Here is a 26,920-nt window from a genome sequence, read left to right as displayed (position 1 = left end):
ATGAAAAAATGGATAAAATTAGCAACAGCAGGTTTAGCAGTATTGGCATTTGCAGCAGGATGCGGCAACGGAGGAACAAGTACTAGCGGAAGTGGCTCATCCGAAGAAGAAGTAACAGTAAAACTAGGTGTGATTGGTGCAGACACTGATGTTTGGGATAGTGTGCAAGAGCGCTTGAAAGATGAAGGAATTAATCTTGAATACGTGAAATTTACTGAATATAGTCAACCAAACACCGCTTTAGCAAATGGAGACATTGATATAAATTCTTTCCAACATCAATATTTCTTGGATAATTTTAATGCTGAGCATGATACAGACTTAGTATCAATTGGAAACACAGTCAATGCTCCGTTAGGAATTTATTCTGACAAGTTGACTTCTGTGGATGAGTTAGAAGATGGCGGAATTGTAGCAATTCCTAATGATGTAACAAATGGTGGACGTGCCTTGTTATTATTACAAACGGCTGGTTTAATCACAGTAAATGAAGCGAAATCGCAAGCACCGACTGTTTCAGATATCACTTCAAATCCTAAAAACTTAGTGATTGAAGAATTGGAAGCTTCTCAAACAGCACGTGCCTTACAAGATGTCGATATTTCAGTTATTAACAGTGGGATGGCTGTAGATGCTGGCTTTATTCCTACTGAGGATGCCATTTATTTAGAACCAGTAGATGATACTTCTCGTCCATATGTAAATATTATCGCTGCCCGTTCAGAAGATGCAGAAAATGAAGTCTACAAAAAAATTGTTGCAGCTTACCAAACAGATGAAACAGCGAAAGTTATTGAAGAAACATCAAAAGGTTCAAGTATTCCAGCTTGGGAAACTTTTGGTACGAAATAATACGTTATTGTTGAGAAAATAAAGGAGAGAAAAATAATTATGGCAAGAGAAGAAAAATACGCAACGATCAAGTCATTTGTTCAAGAAAGATTAACACAATACAAAGAAATCGCCTTAGATATTCACGATCATCCAGAAGTTAGTAACTATGAAGTGTATTCATCCGATGCCTTAATTAATCAGTTGAAAAAAGAAGGATTCGAAGTAGTTAAAGATGTCGCTGGTCACCACACGGGTTTTGATGCACGCTATAAAGCAGAAAAAGCTGGTCCAACCATTGCATTTTTAGCGGAGTATGATGCTTTACCAGGAATCGGTCATGCTTGTGGACACAACCTATTTGGTACTTATGCTGTTTTAGCAGGAAGTGCTTTAAAGCAAGTAATCGATGAAGTCGGTGGAGAAATCCGTGTTTATGGTACACCTGGTGAAGAAGGTGGAGAAAATGGTTCAGCGAAGGGAAGTTTTGTTCGTGAAGGTTTCCTTGATGATGTAGATGCAGCCTTGTGTGTCCATCCAGCTCACTTATATAGTTACACATCAAAAGGCTTAGCAAATGATCCTGTTGATATTAAATTTTATGGTGTTGCTTCTCATGCGGCTGGCTCTCCTGAAAAAGGAATTAGTGCCTTGGAAGCCTTGCTACAAGTTTTTAATGGCATTAATGGTTTACGCTTGTATTTACCGAAAGATGTCAATATTCATGGGATTATTACTGATGGTGGGGTAGCTGCCAATGTTATTCCTGAATATGCTGCCGGACGTTTTTATTTAAGAGCAGCGAATCGTTCTACTTTAAATGATGTTTATAAAAAAGTTGAAAATATTGTGAAAGCAGCGGCATTATCAACAGGAGCAACTTACGAATTTGGTTTATTCCAAAATTCAGTGGATGATATTATTTTGACCCCAAGCTTTGATGATGTATTCTTTAGCCATGCAGAAGCAGCTGGCGTTCCAGCAGAGGAGATTGACACAAAGATTCGTCCAAGTCTAGGATCTTCTGATGTGGGTAATATTAGTCAAGTAGTTCCAACTATTCAACCAACTGTTTCAATTTCTGATGATTATATTGCTGGACATTCAATTGAATTTAAAGCAGCCGCTCGTAGTGAAAAAGGGTTAAATTCGATTGCAATTGCTGCCGAACTTTTAGCAAAAACAGCCTTAGATTTAATTGAAGAACCAGAGTTGCTAGAAAAAATTAAAGCAGAGCACAAAGAAAGCTTAGCAAAAGGAAATTAAGCAAAAACAAGGACTTCCAAACGATGGAAGTCCTTGTTTTTTTGTTTATTCAATGACTAAAATACCTTGTTTTAACGCAAATGGATTACTTTCGTTGATGTGGTCGTAGAACATTATCCCATTTAAATGATCCAATTCATGCTGAACAACAATCGCTGAATAATTTTTTAAACGAATTTTTTGCTTTTCGCCTTCTTCATTGAAGTAAGTTAACGTAATTCGTGCAGCACGCGGAACGTAGCCGGGTACTTCACGATCTACAGAAAGGCAACCTTCGCCTTCTCCTAAGCAAGCCTCTTGAACAGAGTGGCTCACAATTTTAGGATTATAAAGAACCGCTTTAAAATCTGGTTCTTCTCGCTCTGAATCTGAGCTTGGAATTAAGACTGCGGTCATTCTTTTTTCGATGTTGAGCTGAGGTGCGGCTAAACCTACACCACCACGCAATTGTAATTCTTCTGCTTTTTCAGGATCTTGACTATTTTCTAAAAATTCCATCATATCTTTTCCTAATTGACGATCTTCTTCACTCAATGGAAAAGAGACTTCTTCAGCTACCTTACGTAACGTAGGGTGACCTTCTCGAATAATATCATCCATAGTAATCATTGATGACAAATCCCCCTTCAAATATTTACCTAGAATTCGATGATTCCCATCCATTAGTTTAACACAAAACAAACTAGGAAGTGTATAGAATGTTTTGTTATTCCAAAGCTGCATGAAAAGAACGTGCTTTACTATCAATAAAGGGTTCCTATTTGTTAAGGATGTGAGAAAATTGACCAAATTAATCATCTTAAGAGGCAACTCTGGTAGTGGGAAAACAACGGCGGCTAAAAATCTCAAACAAGCACTTTCTGAAAAACAGTCTTTATTGATTTCACAAGATGTTGTCCGTAGAGAAATGTTGCGTGTCAAAGATTATCCTGACAATCTAGCTATTGAATTGATGAAAAGAATGGCTTTGTATGGTAATGAAACCTGTGAATATGTCATTATCGAAGGCATTACTCGTAAGGAAGTTTACAAAAATTTCTTTGAAGAATTACTCGCAATTTTTGATCAAACTTACTGTTATTACTTTGATTTGCCTTTTGAAGAAACGGTTCGTAGACACAGTCAACGTCCAAATGCACAAGAAATTAGTCGAGAAGACTTGAAACGTTGGTGGAATGACAATGACCTCCTAAATTTTGAATTTGAAAAAAGAATCCCGCAAGCAAAGACAGAAAAAGAAATCATGCAGATGATTTTGGAGGTTATTCAGTAGTAGTTTAGCTTTGAGAAGAAAAAGCTAAGAATAAAGCTGACTTTACCCCCAGTTAAAGGTGTTAATAAAAGGGAGGAATTAAGATGAGTGAATTTGTTTCTTTGTATCTTGAAGCGTCAATTAGTAAAGCCAATCTTACAAATTTTCTTAAAAGCCCTAGTCAAAAAATTGAAAATTACCATGACTGGCTTCCTTGGTTGAGTGCTGAAGAAAGAATGATTAGTAATCCTCAATTACTGGTGGGGAAAATAGGAAAACGATTGATACTACGACAGAAGAGGCATTAAAAGAAGCTGGTATTCAGTATCATTACGATGTATCAACCAAGAGCATTCAATTTTTTCATCTGCATATTGATGCAAATTTTGGACAGATTCTCTCAGTAGTTGCTTTGATGAGAGGAATTGCCGCTTATATTGACGATCAACAGAACCAATTCTTAGTTGTTTATCCTTACTGGTGGGGAGATAGGGAAACGGTCAATGAATCTGCGGTAGTTTTTATCAGTTTTTCAAATGGAGAAAGCGTTTTGGAAAGGGGAGTTTCTGATAATATTTCTCAAGCAACAATTTTCTTTGATCAGCATGGTGAAAGACTGGCAAAAGAATTTTATGAAGAGAATGGTTATTTTTAAAAATGGAAGGTATGAATTCTTGTGATGAAAGAGTTCATACTTTTTTTCAGTCTTTTTTCTTTGCATCTTTTTTATTTTAAGATATAATGACACAGTGTCATATGACAGTCTGTCACTCATTGAAAGGAGTATAGAAGATATGCCAAGTGAAACATTTTTTAATTTATCCAAAGAAAAACAGCAGCGCATCTTGTCAGCTGCTAGAAAAGAATTTTCTCGTGCATCTTTGAATGAAGCCTCAATTGCGAATGTTATCAAAGAAGCAGGGATTCCTAGAGGTAGTTTTTATCAGTATTTTCAAGATAAAGATGATTTGTATTATTACTACTTTAAAACACTTCGAAGGGACAGCCATCGTTTTTTAATCCAAGTGATTCAACAAAATGATGGAGATGTTTTTAAGGGATTTGAAGCCTATTTTTCTCACTTGATTCCTGCTGTTTTTAGTGGAGAAGATGCTTTGTTCTATAAAAATCTTTTTATGAATATGGACTATCATGGATTTCATCGTGTTGCTCCTCATATTGAAAATCAAAATTCTCCAGAAAAAAGAAGAGTCGAATTTAAAAAGGATCAGAAGGAGTTATTGGATAGTATTGATGTAAGCAATTTGAAAATACACCAAACAGAAGAGTTACAACTGCTGCTACAGATGTTAATGCATATCGGTTTTACTTCGATTGCCGATGGTTATCGTTGCCAAAAATTGGATGGTAATTACGATGTAGAGACAGCAATCAAAAAATACCAACTCAAATTGAGCTGGTTAAAAAATGGTGCAGGAAAGGAGCCGGATAAATGATAAAAATATGGAAAAAGATTTCCATCACTTCTGCAATCATGGCAGTAGTATTTATGATTGTTCAAGTACTTTCGGATTTATATTTACCAACATTAACCTCTAATATTATAGATAAAGGAGTTGCCTTAGGGGATATTGATTATATTTGGCAAACTGGATTCTATATGATTGGATTTTCATTATTAAGTATTGTAGCAGCTGTGGGAAATACTTTTTTTGCTACAAGAGAATCTCAAAAATTAGGAAAAGAGCTACGCACAGATATTTACCGAAAAGTAGAAAATGCGTCAACGAAAACTTTTGATAAATACGGAACAGCATCATTAATCACGCGTACAACTAACGATGTTAACCAAATTCAAATGGTGACTCAAATGTTTTTACGCATGATGATTAATGCACCGATTACTTTAATTGGAGCTAGTTTTTTAGCCTATCGTAAAGATCCGCAACTAACACGTATCTTCCTAGTAGTTATTCCAATAATTATTATCGCGATTGGTGGAATTATGTATTTTGCGGTTCCATTATTTAAGAGCATGCAGAAAAAAACAGACAAATTGAATTTAGTCTTTCGTGAAGGTTTGACTGGTGTTCGTGTTATTCGCGCCTTTAACAAAGCCGGTTATGAAGAAAATCGTTTTGATGCTGCCAACAAAGATTACACACAAACAGCTGTCAAAGTAAATACGATTGTGGCGATAATGATGCCGTTGATGACTTTGATTATGAGTGGTACTAATATTGCTATCACTTGGTTTGGTGGGCATTACATTGCGAATATGACTTTAGAAGTTGGTAATTTAATTGCCTTTATGACTTATGCAATGCAAATTTTGATTAGTTTTATGATGCTTTCCATGATTTTTATTATGGTGCCAAGAGCCCAAGCATCTGCTGATCGGATTAATGAAATTTTGGATGAAACAGAAGAAATTACAGATGTTCCTCAGCCTGAAAAAATTGAACTGCTTGGTAAAAATGCAACTTTAGCTTTTAACCAAGTCAACTACCGTTTTGAAGGGGCGGAAAAATTAGCCTTAGAAAACATTGATTTTTCAGTGAAATCTGGAGAAACCGTTGCGATTATCGGAGGAACTGGTTCTGGGAAGACAACCTTGGTTAATTTATTGCCTCGTTTGTATGATGTAGAATCAGGGACTATTTTATTAAATGGTCAAGATATTTCTAAAGTAACGCAACATGACTTACGAGAAATGATTGGTTTTGTACCTCAAAAAGCTGTGTTATTCTCCGGAACGATTCGTGAAAATATGCATTACGGTCGTCCGCAAGCGACTGATGAAGAGATTTGGCGAGCATTGGAAATTGCGCAAGCTAAGGAGTTTGTTTCTGGTTTATCTGATGGCTTAGATAGCCATGTGGAACAAGGTGGAGGCAATTTCTCTGGTGGGCAACGTCAACGTCTAGCCATCGCTAGAGCGTTGATTAAAGAAGCGGATGTTTATGTCTTTGATGATTCCTTCTCAGCGCTAGATTTTAAAACAGATGCAAACTTACGTAAAGCGTTAAGCGAATCAATGAGGGATGGAATTATGGTCATTGTTGCACAACGAGTTAGTACAGTAATGGATGCCGACTTGATTTTAGTTTTAGATGAAGGTGAAGTCGTGGGTAAAGGAACACATAAAACTTTATTAGCTACGAACGAAACTTATCAAGAAATCGTTCATTCACAATTAAGAGAGGAGGATTTGGTATGAGTGAAGAGAAAAATAAACCTGCTCAACGTGGTCCGCAAGGTCCGGGACATGGCGTAGGAATGAAGGCTGAAAAAGCTGATAATTTCTGGGGAACAATGAAACGTTTGTTACGTTATATGTCTACGCGTTCTTACGCGATTCTATTGGTCTTTGTCTTAGCGATTGCTGCAGTTGTTTTCCAAATCCAAACACCAAAAGTATTGGGTCGTGCCACTACAGAAATTTTTAATGGTGTGATGGCTGGGGTTCGACAAATGCAAGAAGGTGAACAAATTACCTCTTTTCCGATTGATTTCGAGAAAATCCTTAACATTATTTTGATTGTTATTGGTATGTATTTAATATCTGCTGCCTTTAACTTTTTACAACAATACATTATGACCCGAGTGTCACAACGAACAGTTTATGAAATGCGTCGAGACTTGGAAGAAAAAATGAATCGCTTACCGATTTCCTACTTTGACACGCATTCAAATGGAGATATCATGTCTCGTGCGATTAATGATATGGACAACATTGCTGGAACGTTACAACAAAATTTAACTCAGTTTGTTACTAGTATTGTGACTTTTATAGGGGTTTTTTGGATGATGTTATCAATCAGTGGTCAATTAACATTGGTCGCTTTAGCAACGGTACCATTGAGTCTAATCGTAGTTATGTTAGTTGCACCAAAATCTCAAAAACATTTTGCTACCCAACAAAAGAGTTTGGGATTGCTAAATGACCAAGTAGAAGAAACTTATGGCGGTCATATGGTAGTTAAAACCTTTAATCATGAAGCTGCCGATCAAGCAGTTTTTGAAGTAGAAAATGAACGTCTTTATGAATCAGGTTGGAAAGCACAATTTATTTCAGCGATGATTATGCCGCTAATGAACTTTGTCAAAAACTTAGGTTATGTTTTCGTGGCAGTTCTTGGTGGGATTAAGGTAGCAAATGGGAATATGAATCTTGGGGATGTTCAAGCTTTCTTGCAATATACCAACCAATTTTCACAACCAATCACTCAAATTGCTAGTTTAATCAATACGATACAATCGACAATTGCTTCTGCTGAACGGGTATTTGAAGTGTTGGATGAAGAAGAGATGATCAATGAAGCAAGCGGTCTGCCGGTTGAATCTGACGAGTATAAAGTTCGTTTTGAAAACGTACAATTTGGTTATTCACCTGATAAGTTATTGATGACTGATTTTAGTTTAGATGTCAAAGAAGGTGAAATGGTTGCAATCGTTGGACCAACTGGTGCAGGGAAGACAACCTTAATTAATTTATTGCAACGTTTCTATGATGTTTCTGGAGGAAGTATCCGTTATGACGGGAAAGACACTCGCGATTTAACTCGTGAAGAACTTCGTAGTCATCTTTCGATGGTACTTCAAGATACTTGGTTATTCACTGGTTCCATTTATGAGAATATTCATTATGGATATGAATCAGCGACTCATGAGCAAGTGATTGCTGCAGCAAAAGCAGCTCACGTGGATGAATTTGTCCGCAAATTACCAGATGGCTACGACACGATTTTGAATGAAGAAGCCAGCAATATTTCTCAAGGACAACGTCAATTAATTACGATTGCCCGAGCATTTCTAGCGAATCCAGAGGTTCTTATCTTAGATGAAGCAACTTCTAGCGTGGATACAAGAACTGAAATCTTGATTCAACAAGCGATGCAACGCTTATTAGAAAATCGGACAAGTTTTGTAGTTGCCCATAGACTTTCTACGATCCGTGATGCCGATAACATTATCGTAATGAACAATGGTTCGATTGTCGAAACAGGGAATCATGATGAATTAATGGAAAAAAATGGCTTCTATGCTGATTTGTACAATAGTCAGTTTTCTGAAGAAGCTGCATAAAAAAGAGCTATGTCTACTCATTGATTGAGGGGACATGGCTCTTTTTTCAAACAAGACTGATTTCTTTCATTATTAATTCGGAGCAACGTTCGATTTGGCTGTGCATAGGATTATCTGTTCTAAAAATTAAACGAGTTTTGATTTTCACTTCTTTAAAATTTTTTGTGGGTAGTACTTGAATCTTACCGTTAAGAAGATCTTTTTTTAAAACATCTTCAGATAAAATAGCGATTCCAGCATCATTCAAAAGAGCGGTTCGAACTAATTCTAAATTATTGAAAGTGATCCGTTTTTTCTGACTTAGTTTATTTTGAATCATAAAATCCATCAGAAAACTGCTGTAAGAGGATTTTGATTGGTATTCAAGTAAGGGAAAATCTAGAGTAGGATTCTCTTTTAAAGCAAGGGCTATTTTTTTTGAAGTGACCAAAGAAACATTGTCTTCACTAAGAAGCCGCTGACGAATGCCAAAGGTAGAGTAGTTTCCACTCATAATTCCGATGTCATATTTGGAATCGCGTACCCCATCAAAAATCTTTTTTGAATGCTCTACAGCGCTAACTTCAATCTGGATATGGGGTAAAATCTCATATAATTTAGGGACAAAATTAGCTAAATGCATAGAAAGATAGTTCAAATCTCCTGCGATTCGTAAACGAAGCATTTCTTTTGAACGAGTATCCATTTCGTTGAGTGCGGTATCCAGCAAATCAAAAATATTTGTCGAGCAGGCGAACAAAATCTCGCCTGTATCGGTCAAGAACAGTTTTCTGCCAGCACGGATGAACAATTCGTGATCCAGATTCTGTTCTATTTTTTTGATTTGATTCGTTACTGCTGGTTGGCTGATGTTTAAATACTGGGCTGCTTTGGAAAAACTCAAGTAAGTCGCACAATAATGAAAGGTTTTTAAGTTGATCATGTCCATCGCAAGGACCTCCATGTAAGGTTTTATAACATACAATATAACTTTTAATTATAAATAAAGCAATTAATAAATATTAGCGTTGTTCAGTGTTATGAAATATAACATAAATTTGGGAGAGGAGAAATTTTTTTTATTCTGAATATTCTTATATTTCAAAAGCGTGAGAGCGTTTTACTTGATATGACGTAGGTTAGACGTCTCCTTTTTGGGGAAATATACTTAGATACATCAAGAGGCGAAAGGTGATATCACATGATGAATACAGAAAGAAAAGAAGTTATTCAAATTCAAAATATTCAAAAGAAATTTGATGAACATGTTGTTCTAGACGATGTATCACTATCTGTTCGTGAAAACGAAGTAGTGGTGATCATTGGACCTTCAGGCTCTGGAAAATCGACCTTGCTTAGATGTATGAATAAATTAGAAAAGATTAATCAAGGTAAAATTTTTATTGAAGAGGAAGACATTTATCGAAAACAAATCAACAACAATTCGATTAGAGAAAAAGTTGTTATGGTGTTCCAACATTTTAATTTGTTTTCAAATTTGACTGTGAAAAAGAACATAACGATTGGGCCGGAAAAACTACGCGGTTTATCTCAAGAAGAATTGGATACATTGAGTGAAGTTTTGTTAAATCGTGTTGGTTTATATGAAAAGAAAGATTTTTATCCTGAGAGTCTTTCAGGAGGACAGAAGCAACGAATTGCAATTGCAAGGGCACTAGCCATGAAACCAAAAGTAATTTTGTTCGACGAACCGACAAGTGCCTTGGACCCGGAAATGGTTGGAGAAGTGTTAAATGTTATGAAAGAAACGGTGCAAGATGGTATGACTGCTGTGATTGTCACTCACGAAATGAACTTTGCCAAAGAAGTGGCAGATCGTATCATCTTTATGGATGAAGGGAAAATAGTAGAAGAGATGACACCAGATGAGTTGAACTCTGCGCATAAAAACCCACGTATCGCTAACTTTCTACAAAAAATTCTTTAGGAGGCGGAAATATGGAACGAACTATGGTGTTTTTAGAAAGATTTGGCAATTATCTTATACAGGGAACGATAATGACATTGTCCTTGAGTATTCTTACCATGATTTTCGCGATTTTTTTGGGGATGATTGTTGCAGCGATGAGAATGAGTAAAAATAGGTGGATAAAACGTATCGCAGTTCTTTACATTGAAATTGTTCGTGCATTACCAATTTTGGTTTTACTATCGATTTGTTTTTATGGAATCCCGCTGACAGGAGTTAGGTTTCCTGAAGCAATTATCTTCGGAGTAGAAATGAGTCGTTTCATTGCGGCGTTAATCGCATTGTCAATCGGAAGTTCTGTATATATTGCAGAGATTTTTCGTTCAGGTATCCAATCAATTGATCACGGACAGTTTGAAGGTGGTCGTTCTATTGGATTCTCTCGTTTTCAAACAATGTACTTTATTGTTTTTCCACAAGCTTTGAGAAACATTTTACCAGCTTTGGGTAATGAATTTGCGAGTACAATCAAGGCATCTTCTCAAGCATCAGTTATTGGAATCGCTGATTTGATGTATCAAGCAAATGTAATACGAGGAATCAGTTATCAACCTTTTACTCCAATTCTAGCAATCGCAATCATTTATTTAATTCTTTCTGTGGTCATTACAAGATTGACGGTGTTCATGGAAATTAAATTAAAACGAACAAATAAAGGAGGAACATCAACATGAAAAAGTTTATTGTAAATAGTTTTTTGATTATGTTAAGTATCGGTGTTTTGGTAGGATGTGGTTCTGGAAGTACTAATGATTCAGAGAATGCAGGGACAGGTAATGCAGATTTTGATAAAATTATGGAAAGAAAAGAATTACGAGTTGCTACATCTTCAGGTTATGCTCCGTATGAATTTATTGATTTGAATTCCTCTTCAACAGAAGTGGTTGGTGTGGATATGGCTTTTGCTGCAAAAATTGCTGAAGAACTAGGTGTGGAATTGATTGTTCAGGATATGACTTTTGGCTCAATTCTAGGTTCATTAACTCAAGGTGCAGTAGATGTTGGGATTGCTGGAATGAGTATTACTGAGGAAAGAAAACAGTCAGTAGATTTTTCAGAACCATATTTAAAATCAGAGAATCGTGTAATTGCGCTAAGTAAAAATGCAGATAAATTTAAGACACTTGAAGATTTGGATGATACTCGTTTGGGTGCACAACAGTCTACAACACAGGAAACAATTATTAGAGAAGCGATGTCTCCAAGACAAGTGATCACCTTGGAGAAAATTCCAGATTTGATTTTAGAATTATTGACAGAAAAAATTGACGGTGTTGTGATTGAAGACACTGTAGCACAACAGTACTTGATTTCTAATCCAGATATTGTATTTACTGATGTGGAGATTCCAGAAGAATATCGTTATAAAGAAACAGCTGTAGCAATTAAAAAGGGAAATCAGGAATTAGTGGATGCGATTAATAAAGTTATTGAAGAAAGCCAAGCAAATGGTGATTTTGATAAGTGGATAGAAGAGTATTCAGAAATTGCTGCAGAATCAGCTAAAACAGCGAGTGAATAAATAAGTAAGTAGGTAGATTATATGTATGTTATCAGTGGAACCGATGAATTAAAACAAGTCCTTTTATCTGAACCAAGTAATGTTCAGAAAGCAGAACAGTTGAATGAAATAGCTAAAAAATGGGAAATGGAAGCCATTGACGAAAGGCTTGTTAAACAAGAATTCCGTCAATTAAAGGAATTGTACGTCAAGTTAGGAATTGAAGTTAAAGTTGTTACACCACCTGAAACTATGCCTCATGCGGTTTTTGCTCGTGATTTAGGTGGTTGTGTTAAAGAAGGTGTCGTTTTGGGTAATTTTAAGCGAAAGATTCGTAAAGCAGAAACACAATTTTTTCAATCTGTCTTAGAAGAATTAGAGATTCCGATTATTGGTAAAGTTGTTGGTGAGGGAACGTTTGAAGGGGGCGATTTTGCTTTTCTAAATGAAAAAACAATCGCAGTTGGATTGTTGGATCGAACCAATGAAGCAGGCTTTCAGCAAGTACGATCAATCTTGGAGCCTTTGGGATACGTTGTTCATCCAGTTCCCATGAAATCGGAATATCTTCATTTGGATATGTGCTTCAATTTAGTTACCTCAGACACGGCGATTGCCTATAAAAAAGGATTACCATTGGACTTTTTACATGTACTAGAGGATTTGGGAATCACTTTAATTGAAGCGGGCGAATCAGAAGTATTCAATCATGGATACAATGTTCAAGCCATAGGTAATCAACAAGTGATCTCTTTAAAACAAAATACAACCATTAATCAGGCGATGTGTCAAAAAGGAATCACAGTACATGAGATAGATATCACTGAAACACTTAAACTTGGAGGAGGCATACATTGTATGACATTTCCTTTGAAACGAATCTAGGAGGTGACCACAAATGTATCAACAAATCAGTCAGTTATCAATGCCCCAGCAAATCGAAAAAATAGCACAAGAGTTGGTAAAAATTCCTAGTATCAATAATTCTTTACATGGAGAAGCGGATGCCAGCGAAAAAATTAAAGAAATTCTATTATCGTTTCCTTATTTTGAACAAAATTCAGATCTTGTTTGGACGACAGACCTTCCAGCAGATCCTTATCAAAGAAAAAATGTGTTTGCTTTTCTACCCAAACAAGGGATTAAACAAACAGTATTACTCCATGCCCATATGGACACAGTAGGCGTCGAGGACTTTGGGAAAATAAAATCAATGGCTTTTGATCCGGATAAACTATTAGATTTTTTCAAAGAGTATGAAGAAGATTCTGAGGTTAAGGAAGAAGCCTTATCAGGTGATTGGGCATTTGGCAGAGGAATGTTAGATATGAAGAGTGGTATGGCGGTTCATTTGATGAATTTGTTGTTTTATACCGAGCATTTAGAAGAACTGCCATTTAACCTCTTATTTATGGGAAATCCTGTAGAAGAAAATGATCATACAGGGATGATTGAATCCTTGCCTGAATTGATTAAATTCAAGCAACAAGGGTATGAATTTATCGCAGCAATTAATACGGATTTTGTGTCTCCTTTACACGAAGCAGACACTACTCGTTATCTTTATACGGGAGCTGCCGGCAAAATGCTGTCATGTTTTTATATTAAAGGACGAGAAGCCCATGTAGGAAATACACTCCAAGGGATTGATCCTACGTTATTGTCTAGTGCGATTAACTTGGCGATTAATACGAACCCTGCTTTATGTGAAGAAATTGATGATGAAGAAATTCTTCCTTCGTCAGCACTTTATCAAAGAGATCAAAAAGATTTTTATAATGTTCAGACAGCGAAAACGGCACATTTGTATTTTAATACTTTTTTATATGAAAAATCAGCCAAAGATGTTTTAGACACCTTATTAGATGCGACAAAACAGGCGGTAGATCAAGTCATTAGTATGTTAGATGAACGTTTGACAGCCCATCGAAAGAACATTCATGTACCTCAAGGGAGTATCGAGCACTCGGTCAAAATCTATCTTTTTGAAGAGTATGTAGCATTTTGTCGTGAAAAAATCGATCCAGATGCTATCTTGCAGACGCTACTGACAAAAACGGAAAAATTAGATAAAAGAGAATTAGGGTTTGCTTTTATCGATGCATTGGAACAAGCCACAGGGGATGACTCTCCTAAAGTTATTTTGTTTCTAGCACCACCCTTCTGTCCTCATAACGAAATTGAACAGAATACACGTTTAGATGTCGCTGTGACATCAGCTGCAGAGAAAATAGCTGAGAGAACGGGAGAAGTTTTCAAGAAACGACGCTTTTTCCCATTTTTATCTGATAGTAGTTATTTGGCGATGAATGAGACGGATCAAGAAATTAAGGCAATCGAGGAGAATTTTCCTGGAATGGCTGATATTTATCCTTTACCCGTTCAAACGATTCAACAACTATCCATCCCAGCAGTCAATTTGGGTGTTTTTGGTAAAGGAGCACATACATGGAAAGAACGAATCTACAAACCCTATTCTTATGAAGTACTCCCAGTATTGATTCGAGAAGTTTTAACAATGTTGAAAAAGTCAGAATAGTTGTCTTCCGCTATTGTTTGATTGTTCGTTAACGAAATTAAGGGAAGAAGACAAGGGGAGTATTTTTATGAGGATATTAATTAGTGATTATCCAGATGTTTTAGCAAGTAGAGATTTAGCTGTTGAAATTCAGGCAATTCATGATTTTGACAATCGTATTGAAGTGGAAGTCTATCCTTATCAGAGTTACCAAGAATTTATTCAAAAAGCACAGACAGCAGATGGCTTACTTACAGCTTTTCTGGATTTAGATGCTACTTTTTTTAAAAATAATTTGAAACTTCAATGTATTTCAATCAACGCAACTGGTTTTGATAAAGTAGACTTAGAAGCTGCTGCAAATAAAAATATTCAGGTCGTCCCTTTAGTTGATTATTGTACGGAGGATGTTGCAGATCATACACTAGCTCTACTTTTAAGTTTAAATCGCAAGTTAAAAGCATATACGAAACAAATTGAACAAAATCATGTCTGGCGATATAAATCTGTTGGATCAATGCATCGGTTATCCACACAAACACTTGGAATTATCGGTTGCGGTAAAATAGGCTGTGCTGTAGCAAAACGAGCACAAGTATTTGGGATGGAAATAATTGGTTATGATCCTTACAAGACAGAAGCTGAATTAAAACAGTTCGGAATCAAAAAAGTAGATTGGTCTGAAATCCAATTACGAGCAGATATTATCAGCAATCATGTAGCAACGACGTCAGAAAATAAAGCGCTTTTCAATCATAAATTTTTTGAAAATTTAGAGAAAAGTCCGCTGTTTTTAAATCTCGGACGTGGGGAAAATGTGGTGGAAGGTGCGTTACTCCAAGCTTTAGACAAAGGATGGATTCGTGGGGCAGGCTTGGATGTTCTTTTCAGTGAAAAGCCTGATTTGAAGGATGAACCCTTGCTTTATAGAGAGAATGTAATTATCACACCACATGCTTCTTTTTATTCTGAAGAGTCCTTGCGAAGTCTGCAATTGCAATCAGTATCAAACTTAGTAGAAAATTTGGAGGTAGTAGAATGAATGTCCCATTTTTTATGCCGACACAGGTTTTCTTAGAAGAAAATATTATTCAAAAACAACCAGCTCCCTTAAAAAACTTTGGAACCAAAGCAATAATTGTAACGGGGAGATCTTCTGCAAAACTTAGTGGTGCTTATGAGGATGTCGTGAACGTATTGAAGGCTGAAGAAGTCTCTTATGTTTTATTTGATAAAGTAGAGAATAATCCTTCTTTGGAGACAGTTCTTGAAGGTGCAGTATACGCAAAAGAAAACCAAGCGGATTTTGTAATCGGAATTGGCGGAGGTTCCCCGTTAGATGCAGCCAAGGCGATTGCTGTTTTAGCAGTCAATAATCTTGATACAGAGACATTATTGGGAAATACATTCACCCGTGCTTTACCAATTGTTGCTGTACCAACAACTGCTGGAACTGGTAGCGAAGTGACACCGTATAGTGTTTTAGTAAAAAATGATATTGAAACCAAGATTAGTTTCGGAAATGAATGGACTTTTCCAAAATTAGCATTGGTTGATCCAAAATATACAGAGGCTGCTCCGATAGAAACTATTCTTTTTACCGCAGTCGATGCTTTCACTCATTCTTTCGAAGGTTATTTGAGCAAACGTGCAACACCTTTGAGTGATGCTCTAGCTTTAAGTGCTATAGAGGTCTTTGGGCAATGTCTGCCAGCTCTCCTCAATAAAGAGTTCTCAACAGAAATTCGTGAGAAATTAATGTACGTTTCTTTAGTGGGTGGTATTGTCATTACCCATACGGGAGTAACGAGTGTTCATGGAATGGGCTATTGTTATACTTACTATCAAGGAATTCCTCATGGACAAGCAAATGCTTTTTTACTGCGGAGTTATTTGGATTATGTACAAAAATTTAAAAAAGATAAAATTCAACGGGCAATGAATATCATGGGGTTTCCTGAAACGGAAGAGTTTTTATCACAAATTGAAAGACTGATTGGTAGGCCGAGGACGCTAACGGCGGAAGAAATTACGACCTACACAACAAAAACAATGATCCAAGCAAGAAGTCTTTCTAATACTGCTGGAGAAGTAACAGAAGAAGTAGTTGCTTCTTTGTGGGCTAAGACAAATTTGGTAACAAGTAGTTAGAAGGAGGAAGTCGATGGTATCTTTATATGAACGAGCACAAAAAGTCTTATCACCTGTCTCGAGTCGGGCAACGACACTGGGCGTTACTGAAGGAAAGGGTAGCTATGTATTTACAGAAGATGGTCGTAAGATTTTGGATTTTGCCAGCGGTGTTGCGGTAAATAACTTGGGGCATAACCATCCAAAAGTTATTGAGGCTGCCAAAGCTCAGATGGATCAATTAATTCATGGCGGACACAATGTTGTTTACTACGAAAGTTATGTCGCTCTAGCTGAAAAATTAGTGGCAATTTCCAAGGTACCTACAAAAGTCTATTTTAGTAATAGTGGTGCAGAAGCCAATGATGGTGCCATAAAGTTGGCGAAATATGTGACCAAACGACCAGCGATTATTTCCTTTAAGAATAGTTTTCATGGGCGAACAATCGGAGCAATGTCGATTACAGCTTCAAATGCTGCCTATCGCAAAAATTACGAAGGGATGATGCCAAGTGTTTACTTCGCCGAATTTCCTAATTTATCCAAAAGTCCCTATCCTGTCATTGATGATGAGACACCTCAGCCGTATTTTGATCAGTTTGAGGAGATGTTTCACTCTTTGATTGATCCTTATTCAGTTGCTGCAATTATTTTAGAACCAATTCAAGGAGAAGGTGGCTATGTGGTTCCGACAAAAGAGTTTGTTCAATATTTGAGAGAACTATGCGATAAATATGGAATCTTTCTAATATTTGATGAGATTCAAACCGGCTTTGGTAGAACGGGTTATATGTTTGCTTCGGAATATTTTGAAGTGGAACCAGATATTCGTACAGTTGCTAAAGGAATCGCCAATGGTTTTCCGTTAAGTGCGATTTTAGCCAAAGAAGAAATCATGGATCAATGGGAACCTGGTGCTCATGGAGGAACCTTTGGTGGGAACCCAGTGGCCTGTGCGGCTGCTCTAGCGACTATCGAAGTGCTTGAAGAAGAAGGAATCACTAATGCCAAAAAGCAAGGAAGTTACTTTATTGAGCAGCTTCACCATTTAAAAGAGAAATATTCTTTCATCTCTGAGATACGGGGAGTTGGTTTGATGCTTGCGATGGAATTTAAGGACACAGCTACAACCACTTCACAAGAAATTTTAAAAACAGTGATTGCCCAATGTTTGGAAAAAAAACTGCTTTTACTTTCTTGCGGACCTCAAAAAAACACAGTACGTTTTATCCCACCAACAACTGTTTCGGTGGAAGAAATTGATGAAGCACTGAAAATACTAGATGAAGTACTGGGCAGCGTATAAACGCTGCTCAGTTTGTTTTTACCGTTTGATAGTCTCGTTTTATGAAAATACAGTTCTTGATTAGACATTATTTACAGCCGAAACTCTACATGAAACTTCCAGAACAAAACTCCGAAAGCTCATTGGTCGTGTGAGACCGCCACGAGCATCTTGTAGAGTCTCTTTGGCTGCTGACGTTCAAACACTGACTAAGCGCTAATCGCACTAAGTCAGTTTAATTCATTCAGCTCTGTAAGACACGACCAATGAGTTTCTCTGTTTTGTTCTTTCAGTTTTAGTGAAGGGTTTATTGCTGTATTCGATTAGAACAATCTGTCAAAATTGGAAATCCATTTGGGAGAGAAGACAGACATCGTGAGCTAAAGATGAGGATGAATTATGCAGTTTGGAAAGTAGTGTATTGCTACTTTCTCACATTGCGTTTGAACGCCGAAAGGTTTGAGACTCAGACCGGTCTCTCACAATGTCTGTTCTTTACGGACAGATGGATTGGAAGTTTGTTTGGTTGTAAATAATCTTGAATAACATAGCTGTAAAGATTGAAATAAAAATAACTTCACTCTTTAAATTATTTCTCTAAAGGTTCGTGTTATAATAGACTCACCAACTTTTGGAGGAACACAAATGACATTAACGATTAAAAACTTAACAGGTGGTTACGGCCAGTTTCCTGTCTTAAAAGATATTAACTTTGAAATAAATAATGGTGAATTAATTGGCTTAATTGGCTTAAACGGTGCAGGAAAAAGCACGACTATTAAAGAAATTATTGGTTTATTGCTACCACAAAAAGGAACGATTGAAATTGACGGATTGACTTTAAAGGACAATCCGGAAGAATATCGTAAAAAAATTGGCTACATACCAGAAAGCCCGGCATTATATGAAGAATTAACACTTAGAGAGCACTTAGAAGTAACGGCGATGGCTTACGATATTCCTAAAGAAACAGCCTTACAAAGAGCAGAAATCTTACTAAAAACATTTCGTTTGGAAAATCGTTTAGAGTGGTTCCCTGCGAATTTCTCTAAAGGAATGAAACAAAAAGTAATGATTTTATGTGCTTTTTTAGTTCAGCCAAGCTTATATATTATTGATGAACCCTTTTTGGGTTTGGACCCTTTAGCAATTCATGCACTTTTAGAACTAATGCAAGATATGAAAGATGGCGGGGCATCTATCCTAATGTCTACCCATGTATTAGCTACGGCAGAAAAATATTGTGATCGTTTTATTATGTTGCATAATGGTGAAATTCGAGCGCAAGGGACGATGGCCGAGTTACAACAAGAATTTCATTTAGAAAATGCTTCCTTGGATAATATTTATCTGGCATTAACAAGGGAGGCTTAAAGTATGCGGAAATTTTTTCAGCAAAGGGTGAGTGGGCATCAAAAGAAGATGCAACGTTACTTAAAATATGTTGTGAATGATCATTTTGCTTTAACAATGACTTTTTTAGTAGGGGGATTAGGTCTATATTATTCCAACTCCTTACAAGCTTTACCAACAAACTTTACTTGGGGTGGAGTGATTGTATTACTTGTTTGGCTGATTGCCTTACATGTAGGTCAATTTACTACCTTGACTCAACCAGCAGACAAAGTTTTTTTATTACCAAAAGAGCAACAAATGCGAGAGTATTTGGTCAAAGCTTTTCAATATAGCTGTTACTTTCCTTTTGTCGTGTTATTGTTGATTGGTGGAGCGATGATGCCATTGTTGGTTGTCTCTCTAAATCAGAGGTTTTCTTTATTTATTTTTTATCTATTGATGCTTTGGGGGTTGAAATTTAGTCAGCTAGAAATTCAACGAATGGCTTTATTTCAAGATATGGAAAAAGCCACCAAAAATGCTTATATTTTATGGACGATTGTCAGTATTGCTATCTTAGGCTTAAGTATTTTTCTGCATCCAATTGTTGGGCTGATTATGTCTGGGCTACAGATCTATTTATTTCATAATCTGTGCTGGAGAAGAATGTACGCTCCGTTAGATTGGGAAAAAATGATTGCAGTAGAAGAGCATCGCCTACATCGTTTGTATCGTTTTATTAATTTATTTACAGATGTACCCGAAATTACACCAGAAATTAAACGTCGAAAATATTTTGATGTAATCTTGAAAAAAATTACGTATAGTTTCAACCATACGTATCTTTATTTATATGTCCGAAGATTTTTGAGAGGGACTGAATATAGTGGGTTGTACTTGCGACTGACTGCAATAGGAAGCTTGGCTTTGTTTTTTATTGGCGATCGCTGGTTTGCTTTAACAATCGGAGCTTTGTTTATTTATTTGATTGGTTTTCAAATGCTTCCCTTATATCAGCAATTTCGTTATATGACCGCAACTCAGCTTTATCCTGTTCCTGAAGCGCAAAAATTAGTGGCTATCAAACAATTATTACGCGTGATTCTTAGTGTATCTGTAGCTGTTTTTTCTTTGATTAGTTTGTTGGTTCTGCCAAACTGGTTGGATCGAGGCATCGTTATATTGGGTTTTTGGATTATTTTGGGTTTGTTTGTCGAAGTTTATCTGCCATATCGAATAAAAAAGACGCTTTCAAACTAAAAATTTGCTGAGAATGGAAAAACGAACATACATGTGCTTGACGACTGCTAGTTAGGGCTATAGAATAATAATTACTGTAAAAAAAAGAAGGAGGGAAGTAAGATGGCGATTCGTTTAGATAATGACTGGGATTTACATCCAATTAAAGGCGATACTGGAAAAGCTTACGTTGGGTTAAAAGCAGAAAGCAAAGTATTTATCAAACGCAATACGACGCCAATGCTTGCTGCCTTATCTAAAGAAGGAATCACACCTAAATTAGTTTGGACGAAACGTACGGGGAATGGCGATACACTGACTGCACAAGAATGGTTAGAAGGTCGTATCCTCGATCCAGAAGAAATCGGGCAACGAAATGATGTGATTGATGTTTTGTATCATCTGCATCACTCTCATTCACTAAAAGATATGCTTGAAAAAATAGGTGGCGTAGTTATGACTCCTCAAAAGATGTTACTTGAGTATGAAAAGGGCTTACCACAGGCTTTGATGAATAATTCCTTTTTAGCGTTGGTTCATCGTTACTTAGGTCAGAATATCCCTGAGTTCAAGGAAAGTCAAAAAGTAGTCGTGCATGGAGATGTCAATTATCGAAACTGGTTAGTTTGCCAAAACTATCTTTATTTAGTGGATTGGGATTCTGTGATGTTTGCCGATCCAGCAGTAGATATCGGCATCATTTTAGGACATTATTTACCTTTATCTAGTTGGAATCATTGGTTAATGAGCTATGGTATTCATGGAAATACCGAAAATATGGAAAAAATTTACTGGTATGCATTACTGAGTATGCTACAAGAAATTAAAAAGTATTATAAACGCAATGCATCAAAAGAAATGAATCAAGAAATTTTACAATTAAAACGAATTTATACGGGATAAAGAGACGGTGTAATAGCCGTCTTGTTTTATGGAAAGGAAGAATTATGAGAGTTAGAAAACGTACAGGTGCAGAAGAATTGATTGCCTCTCATCCACAATTTGTTGTGGATCAACCACAGGAATGGCGAGGACGCTGGCAAGAACGATTTGGTAATGACCAACCAATTCATATCGAAATTGGCATGGGAAAAGGACAGTTTATCTCCAAAATGGCAAAAGCACATCCTGAAATCAATTATATCGGAATTGATATGCAGATCAGTGTGGTTTCTTTTGCACTGGATAAATTAATTGATGAAGAAATTCCTAATTTACAACTATTGCATGTGGACGGCTCAGCTTTAACAGAATATTTTGCAGACAGTGAAGTCGATCAGATTTATTTGAATTTTTCAGATCCATGGCCAAAATCCCGCCACGAAAAACGTCGCTTAACTTACAAAACATTTTTAGAAGTAGATGAACAGATTTTGCGTCCGGCAGGTGAAATTCATTTTAAAACGGATAATCAAGGACTATTTGAATATTCGTTAGCTAGTTTTTCTCAATATGGATTAATCATTCAAAAAGTTTGGTTAGATTTGCATACTAGTACTTTTGAAGGCAACATTATGACGGAATATGAAGAAAAATTCTCTTCAAGAGGTCAACGAATCTATCGAGTGGAAGCGAGATTTCCAGATAAAACTAAAAAATAAGAACAACTAGATTACGACAGCAAAATATTCGAAGGATAGAAGAGAACTTGTAGTGAATATCTTCTATCTCTCGAATATTTTTTTGTTTGATTTTTTACTTGTGTTAGAGCCTCGTTTTTAGTATTTCTATGCTAAAATGGATAAACAAGGAGGGATGACGTTGTTTTTAGGGATTGATATCGGTACAACAGCAATGAAATTTGCTGTGATTGATGAAGGAAAAATTAAATTTCAACAGTCTAGTCCAGTTACGACTTATCGCGAAGAAGAAGGTAAGTGTTATCAACGTTGGAGTGAACTTTTAGTTATATTACAACAAGGGATTCAAACGATTCCCAAAGATACTCGAAATGAAATTACAAAAATAAGTTTTAGTGTAGCTATGCATAGCTTGTTACCCTATGAAGATCTATACTCTGATGAACTTTATCTTTGGTCAGATACGCAAGCTGCTCAAAGGATGGAAGCCTTTAAAAAAGAACCGATGGCAGAAAATTTTTACCAAAAGACAGGCACGCCACTGCATCCAATGTCTCCTTTTGCAAAAATTCTTCATTTTAATCAACAAAACGTTAAAAGACAAACAAAATATTATGGTATCAAAGAATTAGTTATGTATTATATGACAGGAGATTTTGTTGTTGATTATTCAACAGCTTCCGCCACGGGACTCTTTAATTTGGAAACAAGAGATTGGGATCAAGAAATTTTAGATTATCTGGATGTTCAAAGAGATCAATTCGCTGAATTAGTTGATACAACTGCTAGTTTTGCTATTCAGGCTCGTGTAGCTGAAGAATTAAAACTTTCAGAAACAGTAGAAGTGGTAATTGGAGCGAGTGATGGCTGTTTAGCTGCTTTTGCAAGTTATGTAGCAACTGGAATTCCTAATAGTTTAACAATTGGTACGAGTGCGGCTGTTCGTAGAGTGACGAATACACCGACCTTCAATCAACACCAAAATTTCTGTTACTATTTGAAAGATAATTATTATGTCACTGGTGCACCTTCAAATAATGGAGGATGTGTTTTAGAATGGGCAAGTCATATCTTTAGCAAATATCCTGAAGAATTCTTTGAAGAGTTACCAGAGATATTAGCTGAATCAGACATTGGTGCAAAAGGTTTACGCTTTTTACCCTTTATCAATGGTGAACGAGCGCCCTTATGGCAAGAAGATGTTTCGGGAAGTTTTGAAAATTTGCGAATCATTCACACCAAAGCAGATATGATTCGAAGTGTTGTAGAGGGAATTTTAATCAATATTCGTACATTAACTCAAATGATTGCTATAAAAGGGCAATTGTCTTTAAGTGGTGGCTTTTTCCAATCAGAAATATTAACACAAATGACAGCAGATATATTAGGGATAGATTGTTACCTTTCAGATTACAATGAACCAATTTTAGGTTTGTATTACCTGATTTATGACCAAGAAATCGTTGGCTACCCTTTAGAAAGAATCCCACATGATTCTGGACGTACACAGCTATATCAAGAGTTGTTCTAATAAATATTAAAAAAAAGAACTTATTGATAATAGATTAAAGTTCTTTTTTTGTTGTGCTGAAGATGATAATATAGCTATTAGTATAGTTGTATCTAAGAAAGAAGCTTTTTGCGTGTTTTAAATGAAAGGAACTTTACGCGCAGTATATTAATTCTTACCGTGTTTTTCCCAAGTATCATTGTCAGTCTGTTGATTACGATGGATACGGTCTTTAGAAGTGTACGGAAAATTTATAATAGTACACTGATACAAATCAGTTTGGTGATTTTGTTATATGTGATTTACGTGTTTTGTGTTTTTCATTATCCGACAATTTGCTAGGAGCAATTTGTTATGAATATTCTTTACCCTTATTTATTTCTACTTATTTTTTTTGTACGTATGGAAAGTATTTAATCTTATTAACTCCTATTCTATTGCAGTTAATCGTAAAAATATCTCATATAGAAATAACAGCAACGTTTCCTCAATTATTAATGATGAGTGGTATTATTTTTTGTTTGTTTTTATTTGTAGAATGGGGAAACCCTCAGTACAAAAATCTGAAATTTTTACCCATTTTTATTCTCAGTATGTTACTAGGACAAAAGCTTCATATTGAAAGTTTTGAACCTCTTTCTATAAAAGGAGTTGATGTCTATCTCCTTATTGGTTCAGTAGTTATTTTTGTATTATTTCAAGTTTATATGCTCTGGCAAGAAAAGGAACATACTCGTATTCGAGAGGAATTAATTCGAGTCAAGACAGATCGTCTAACAAGTGTTTATAATTATGCTGCACTGAGTGATATGATTGACTTTCTTAAAGGCACAAGTCAACAAGTCACGATTGCCATGTTAGATTTGGATTATTTTAAAGATCTCAATGATCGACATGGTCATATGGCGGGGAATGAGATATTAAGATCTTTTGTAGAATCATTGGAAGCGCATCTTCACTTGAGTATGGAGAAAGAAAAAGTCGAGATTTACCGTTTTGGCGGCGAAGAATTTTGTTTTTTTTCTACGATACAGACAAAGTGACGGTTTATAATATCATTGAAGCCTTTCGTTCTAAAATGGAAAATTATCCTGTTGTCGTTTCAGAGAAGGAAGACATTAATATCACTTTCTCAGCGGGAATTGAAAATTCTATCAACCGTCATTTTATTATTTTAGAGGCTATGAAAAAAGCGGATGATGCCTGCTATACGGCAAAACATTCTGGAAGAAATAAAGTGTTGATGTGGAATGTGGATGAATTAAAAAGCGATTCGATGTAGTCATTTTACACCGAATCGCTTTTTTTATTGAGTAATTGTCTTTTCCTCTATTGAGTTTAGTATGCTTTCTTTTGGAACTAGGCCCATTGTGTATAATAGCTCGTCTGAATTTTTTTCTGTACGTTCTTGGTAAGTACGAATTAGTAACAATTGTTTGTATGAAATTAATTTTTCCTCATATCTTTGTAAGGCTACGTCATGGAATTTTTTTGATTCGCCAGTTTTATTTATCGAATACAAGATATCAAGACCGCGAACGACAGTTTCCTTTAAAGCAAATACGGTGGAAATTCGGATACTATATTTTTGTTCAAGAATGTCTGCTATGTTATGAGGTGTATTGTCACAAATAGCAAAAACATAATGATTATCTGCTTGTAAAATAGGTAAACAATTAAAATTCTTTAGTTCAGTTTCGTCAAATTTTTCAGCAAATTCAGGTTCAATGTAACCATCAAAATTCGTTGAAGGTAAATACTGTGAATGTTGAACGTTAGCTAAAGATTCTAATAACTGTTCTTCAGTAATCAATCCAATATTAAGTAAATGTTCTCCAATAGGTAATTTTTTTTCAACGGCATCCTGTAACGCTTCTTGTAGTTTTTTAGGTTCTACAAATCCTTTTTCTAATAGGACATCTCCAAGTCTCCGATGATATCTTTTTAAAACTTCTTTTTCAAGAAAGTGATGCTCAGTTTTATCCCATTCGAATTTTTTAGTATTTTGTTTTGTTTTCTTTTTTTCTTTCTTTTCTTTTTTTACAGGTGTGCTATTACCGAAGAAGCGTTGCTTGTAAGCTTTCATGGTTGCAACCATATTAATTATATTCCCCCAGACAAAGCGAATAGGTAAAATGGGTGGAAACAGACAAGCAAAGAATACACTTCTTAATCCATAAACTTGATTAACTGCAATGCCACGGAACAGCTGTCTTTCTAACATCATGATTGTTACTACAACTGCCAGATACCAAGAAAATGAATACTTCGGATAAATTGGAGGTAGCTCTATGAATAAGGAAACAAGAAAATAGATTAATACGGGATAACCTACAAGTACTAATAGATTTCCAATCTTTGCCTTAAAATCACGATATAACGAGTAGCGACCTGCAAAAGACATATTTTTTGTTTTGAAAATTTCTCTAAACTTGAAAGATTGCATAGTAATTCCCAAGATCCAACGTGTCTTTTGTTTGACTGCGGTCTTAAACGTATAAGGGAAACGACTTCTTGTAGCAATAAACTCATGTTCTAACTCGTTCTTGTCATTAATACGAGGAACTTGTACAAGAGGATAGTACATTTGAATCCCTTTTTGGTACAAGGTTAATGATAATCGGTAATCTTCTGTAAGGCTGTCTTTTGGCAAGACATCCTCTTTTCCAAAACTATCAATCACTTCTCTAGATAAAGCAAAGCCAGTTCCAGCTGAAGGAACGAATGCACCACTACTATAACGACTAACCATTGTATTAAAATGATTTTCAGCAAATTCGTCAGCATACGTATTCGTTGTCAAGTTTTTGAAAAAATTTCTGAATCTAGGCATTTCCATTAGAGGAAATACAGGGAACTGAATCGCTGGATAAGTATCTAATAGATAGTTAGTAACTTTTAGCTCATAAGGATGTACTACATCTTCTGAATCGTGAATCGTCAGAGATTCAAAATGCCATTGTTTTTCTTTTTCTAGAAACTTAATTTGGTCAATAATATAATTAATATTTTGTGCTTTAGAAGTGGGACCGGGTAACTCATTGATAATCATATGGACATTTTCATGTTTTTCTTCTAGTGCCTTCGCTACAGTAATTGTTGCGTCATCATTCGGATATACGCCCAAAAAAACATGGTACATTGAACTTGGATAATGCACAGAAGCAATTAAATTTTCAATAACATCTCCCAAAACACTTTCCTCGTGCCAGGCTGCAATCGCAACTGCTAGCAATTTTGGAGGAATGTCATCTACTTTTTTCATGTCTAATAATTCACGTTTGTAATTACGTCTTTTGAATAATGTCACAATATCCCATAAGAAGTCATCAAATCCTGTTAAGATATATAAAATGACTAATAATAATCCTATAACGTACAAAGTTTGCTCATTTAACACTTTATCACCTACTTATTGAAATATATACCGTTATATAGTGTACATTTCAAACCCC

The 26,920-nt window shown here is 35.9% G+C and carries 26 protein-coding genes; 23 read left to right on the top strand and 3 right to left on the bottom strand.

Annotation, left to right across the window (positions count from 1 at the left end; translation table 11 throughout):
- Together AC4BBX_RS06950 and AC4BBX_RS06945 are read left to right on the top strand one after the other, a co-directional pair.
- Entirely contained in the window at positions 1 to 852 is an 852-nt protein-coding gene (locus AC4BBX_RS06950) for a MetQ/NlpA family ABC transporter substrate-binding protein (RefSeq protein WP_490455712.1), read from the top strand.
- Between the two features lie 39 nt (positions 853 to 891).
- Entirely contained in the window at positions 892 to 2,097 is a 1,206-nt protein-coding gene (locus AC4BBX_RS06945) for a M20 family metallopeptidase (RefSeq protein ID WP_490455711.1), read from the top strand.
- Positions 2,098 to 2,142: 45 nt separating this feature from the next.
- Here the strand turns inward: AC4BBX_RS06945 and def are convergent, their stop codons facing one another.
- The gene (gene def, locus AC4BBX_RS06940) at positions 2,143 to 2,706 is read right to left on the bottom strand and encodes a peptide deformylase (protein ID WP_490455710.1); all 564 of its coding nucleotides are present in this window, start codon (positions 2,704 to 2,706) and stop codon (positions 2,143 to 2,145) included.
- A gap of 172 nt (positions 2,707 to 2,878) precedes the next feature.
- Here def and AC4BBX_RS06935 point away from each other — a divergent pair, with 172 nt between their 5' ends.
- From AC4BBX_RS06935 to AC4BBX_RS06910, 6 genes are all read left to right on the top strand, one after another.
- A complete protein-coding gene (locus tag AC4BBX_RS06935) occupies positions 2,879 to 3,370 on the top strand; it encodes an AAA family ATPase (RefSeq protein ID WP_490455709.1) in 492 nt (163 codons plus the stop codon).
- Positions 3,371 to 3,453: 83 nt separating this feature from the next.
- Positions 3,454 to 3,657: a hypothetical protein gene (locus AC4BBX_RS06930; protein ID WP_490455708.1), complete on the top strand. Its 204-nt coding sequence runs from the start codon at positions 3,454 to 3,456 to the stop codon at positions 3,655 to 3,657.
- Between the two features lie 107 nt (positions 3,658 to 3,764).
- Complete coding sequence (locus AC4BBX_RS06925) at positions 3,765 to 4,004, top strand: hypothetical protein (RefSeq protein WP_490455707.1); 240 nt, start codon at positions 3,765 to 3,767, stop codon at positions 4,002 to 4,004.
- Positions 4,005 to 4,143: 139 nt separating this feature from the next.
- Positions 4,144 to 4,806, top strand: a complete 663-nt coding sequence (locus AC4BBX_RS06920; protein ID WP_490455706.1) for a TetR/AcrR family transcriptional regulator — start codon at positions 4,144 to 4,146, stop codon at positions 4,804 to 4,806.
- On the top strand, positions 4,803 to 6,530 hold the full coding sequence (locus AC4BBX_RS06915; protein WP_490455705.1) for an ABC transporter ATP-binding protein: 1,728 nt from the start codon (positions 4,803 to 4,805) through the stop codon (positions 6,528 to 6,530). The genes AC4BBX_RS06920 and AC4BBX_RS06915 overlap by 4 nt, the downstream gene beginning before the upstream one ends.
- On the top strand, positions 6,527 to 8,398 hold the full coding sequence (locus AC4BBX_RS06910; RefSeq protein WP_490455704.1) for an ABC transporter ATP-binding protein: 1,872 nt from the start codon (positions 6,527 to 6,529) through the stop codon (positions 8,396 to 8,398). The genes AC4BBX_RS06915 and AC4BBX_RS06910 overlap by 4 nt, the downstream gene beginning before the upstream one ends.
- Positions 8,399 to 8,444: 46 nt before the next feature.
- Here AC4BBX_RS06910 and AC4BBX_RS06905 read toward each other — a convergent pair whose 3' ends face one another.
- Positions 8,445 to 9,326, bottom strand: coding sequence for a LysR family transcriptional regulator (locus tag AC4BBX_RS06905; RefSeq protein WP_490455703.1), 882 nt, complete (start codon positions 9,324 to 9,326; stop codon positions 8,445 to 8,447).
- 255 nt (positions 9,327 to 9,581) lie between these two features.
- Here AC4BBX_RS06905 and AC4BBX_RS06900 point away from each other — a divergent pair, with 255 nt between their 5' ends.
- The 15 genes from AC4BBX_RS06900 (at position 9,582) to AC4BBX_RS06830 (ending at position 24,747) form a co-directional block, all read left to right on the top strand.
- On the top strand, positions 9,582 to 10,325 hold the full coding sequence (locus AC4BBX_RS06900) for an amino acid ABC transporter ATP-binding protein (protein ID WP_490455776.1): 744 nt from the start codon (positions 9,582 to 9,584) through the stop codon (positions 10,323 to 10,325).
- Positions 10,326 to 10,336: 11 nt separating this feature from the next.
- Positions 10,337 to 11,041, top strand: coding sequence for an amino acid ABC transporter permease (locus AC4BBX_RS06895; RefSeq protein WP_490455702.1), 705 nt, complete (start codon positions 10,337 to 10,339; stop codon positions 11,039 to 11,041).
- Positions 11,038 to 11,889: a transporter substrate-binding domain-containing protein gene (locus AC4BBX_RS06890; protein ID WP_490455701.1), complete on the top strand. Its 852-nt coding sequence runs from the start codon at positions 11,038 to 11,040 to the stop codon at positions 11,887 to 11,889. The genes AC4BBX_RS06895 and AC4BBX_RS06890 overlap by 4 nt, the downstream gene beginning before the upstream one ends.
- Before the next feature lie 21 nt (positions 11,890 to 11,910).
- Complete coding sequence (locus AC4BBX_RS06885; RefSeq protein WP_490455700.1) at positions 11,911 to 12,753, top strand: dimethylarginine dimethylaminohydrolase family protein; 843 nt, start codon at positions 11,911 to 11,913, stop codon at positions 12,751 to 12,753.
- A gap of 13 nt (positions 12,754 to 12,766) precedes the next feature.
- Positions 12,767 to 14,407 carry a peptidase M20 gene (locus tag AC4BBX_RS06880; RefSeq protein ID WP_490455699.1) on the top strand — a complete coding sequence of 547 codons (1,641 nt, stop codon included), beginning with the start codon at positions 12,767 to 12,769 and terminating at the stop codon, positions 14,405 to 14,407.
- A gap of 67 nt (positions 14,408 to 14,474) precedes the next feature.
- On the top strand, positions 14,475 to 15,428 hold the full coding sequence (locus AC4BBX_RS06875) for a C-terminal binding protein (protein ID WP_490455698.1): 954 nt from the start codon (positions 14,475 to 14,477) through the stop codon (positions 15,426 to 15,428).
- Positions 15,425 to 16,537, top strand: a complete 1,113-nt coding sequence (locus tag AC4BBX_RS06870; protein ID WP_490455697.1) for an iron-containing alcohol dehydrogenase family protein — start codon at positions 15,425 to 15,427, stop codon at positions 16,535 to 16,537. Before AC4BBX_RS06875 ends, AC4BBX_RS06870 begins: the two co-directional genes overlap by 4 nt.
- Before the next feature lie 13 nt (positions 16,538 to 16,550).
- Positions 16,551 to 17,822: an aspartate aminotransferase family protein gene (locus tag AC4BBX_RS06865; protein WP_490455696.1), complete on the top strand. Its 1,272-nt coding sequence runs from the start codon at positions 16,551 to 16,553 to the stop codon at positions 17,820 to 17,822.
- 624 nt (positions 17,823 to 18,446) lie between these two features.
- Positions 18,447 to 19,175, top strand: coding sequence for an ABC transporter ATP-binding protein (locus AC4BBX_RS06860; protein ID WP_490455695.1), 729 nt, complete (start codon positions 18,447 to 18,449; stop codon positions 19,173 to 19,175).
- A gap of 3 nt (positions 19,176 to 19,178) precedes the next feature.
- Positions 19,179 to 20,396, top strand: coding sequence for an ABC transporter permease (locus AC4BBX_RS06855; RefSeq protein ID WP_490455694.1), 1,218 nt, complete (start codon positions 19,179 to 19,181; stop codon positions 20,394 to 20,396).
- A gap of 102 nt (positions 20,397 to 20,498) precedes the next feature.
- Positions 20,499 to 21,278 (top strand): phosphotransferase family protein, encoded by a 780-nt coding sequence (locus AC4BBX_RS06850; RefSeq protein ID WP_490455693.1) that lies wholly within the window; start codon positions 20,499 to 20,501, stop codon positions 21,276 to 21,278.
- A 44-nt stretch (positions 21,279 to 21,322) separates the two neighbouring features.
- Positions 21,323 to 21,976 carry a tRNA (guanosine(46)-N7)-methyltransferase TrmB gene (gene trmB / locus AC4BBX_RS06845; protein ID WP_490455692.1) on the top strand — a complete coding sequence of 218 codons (654 nt, stop codon included), beginning with the start codon at positions 21,323 to 21,325 and terminating at the stop codon, positions 21,974 to 21,976.
- Positions 21,977 to 22,130: 154 nt separating this feature from the next.
- Positions 22,131 to 23,486, top strand: a complete 1,356-nt coding sequence (locus AC4BBX_RS06840) for a gluconokinase (protein ID WP_490455691.1) — start codon at positions 22,131 to 22,133, stop codon at positions 23,484 to 23,486.
- Positions 23,487 to 23,776: 290 nt separating this feature from the next.
- Complete coding sequence (locus tag AC4BBX_RS06835; protein ID WP_490455690.1) at positions 23,777 to 24,508, top strand: GGDEF domain-containing protein; 732 nt, start codon at positions 23,777 to 23,779, stop codon at positions 24,506 to 24,508.
- Positions 24,478 to 24,747: a GGDEF domain-containing protein gene (locus AC4BBX_RS06830; protein WP_490455689.1), complete on the top strand. Its 270-nt coding sequence runs from the start codon at positions 24,478 to 24,480 to the stop codon at positions 24,745 to 24,747. Before AC4BBX_RS06835 ends, AC4BBX_RS06830 begins: the two co-directional genes overlap by 31 nt.
- Positions 24,748 to 24,771: 24 nt before the next feature.
- On the opposite strand, the gene AC4BBX_RS06825 is transcribed toward AC4BBX_RS06830, so the two are convergent.
- Entirely contained in the window at positions 24,772 to 26,865 is a 2,094-nt protein-coding gene (locus AC4BBX_RS06825; RefSeq protein ID WP_490455688.1) for a glycosyltransferase, read from the bottom strand.
- Positions 26,866 to 26,920: the final 55 nt, after the last annotated feature.

Source organism: Enterococcus sp. AMC1157, from assembly GCF_058216555.1.
This window is presented reverse-complemented; position numbering and strand designations above follow the sequence as displayed.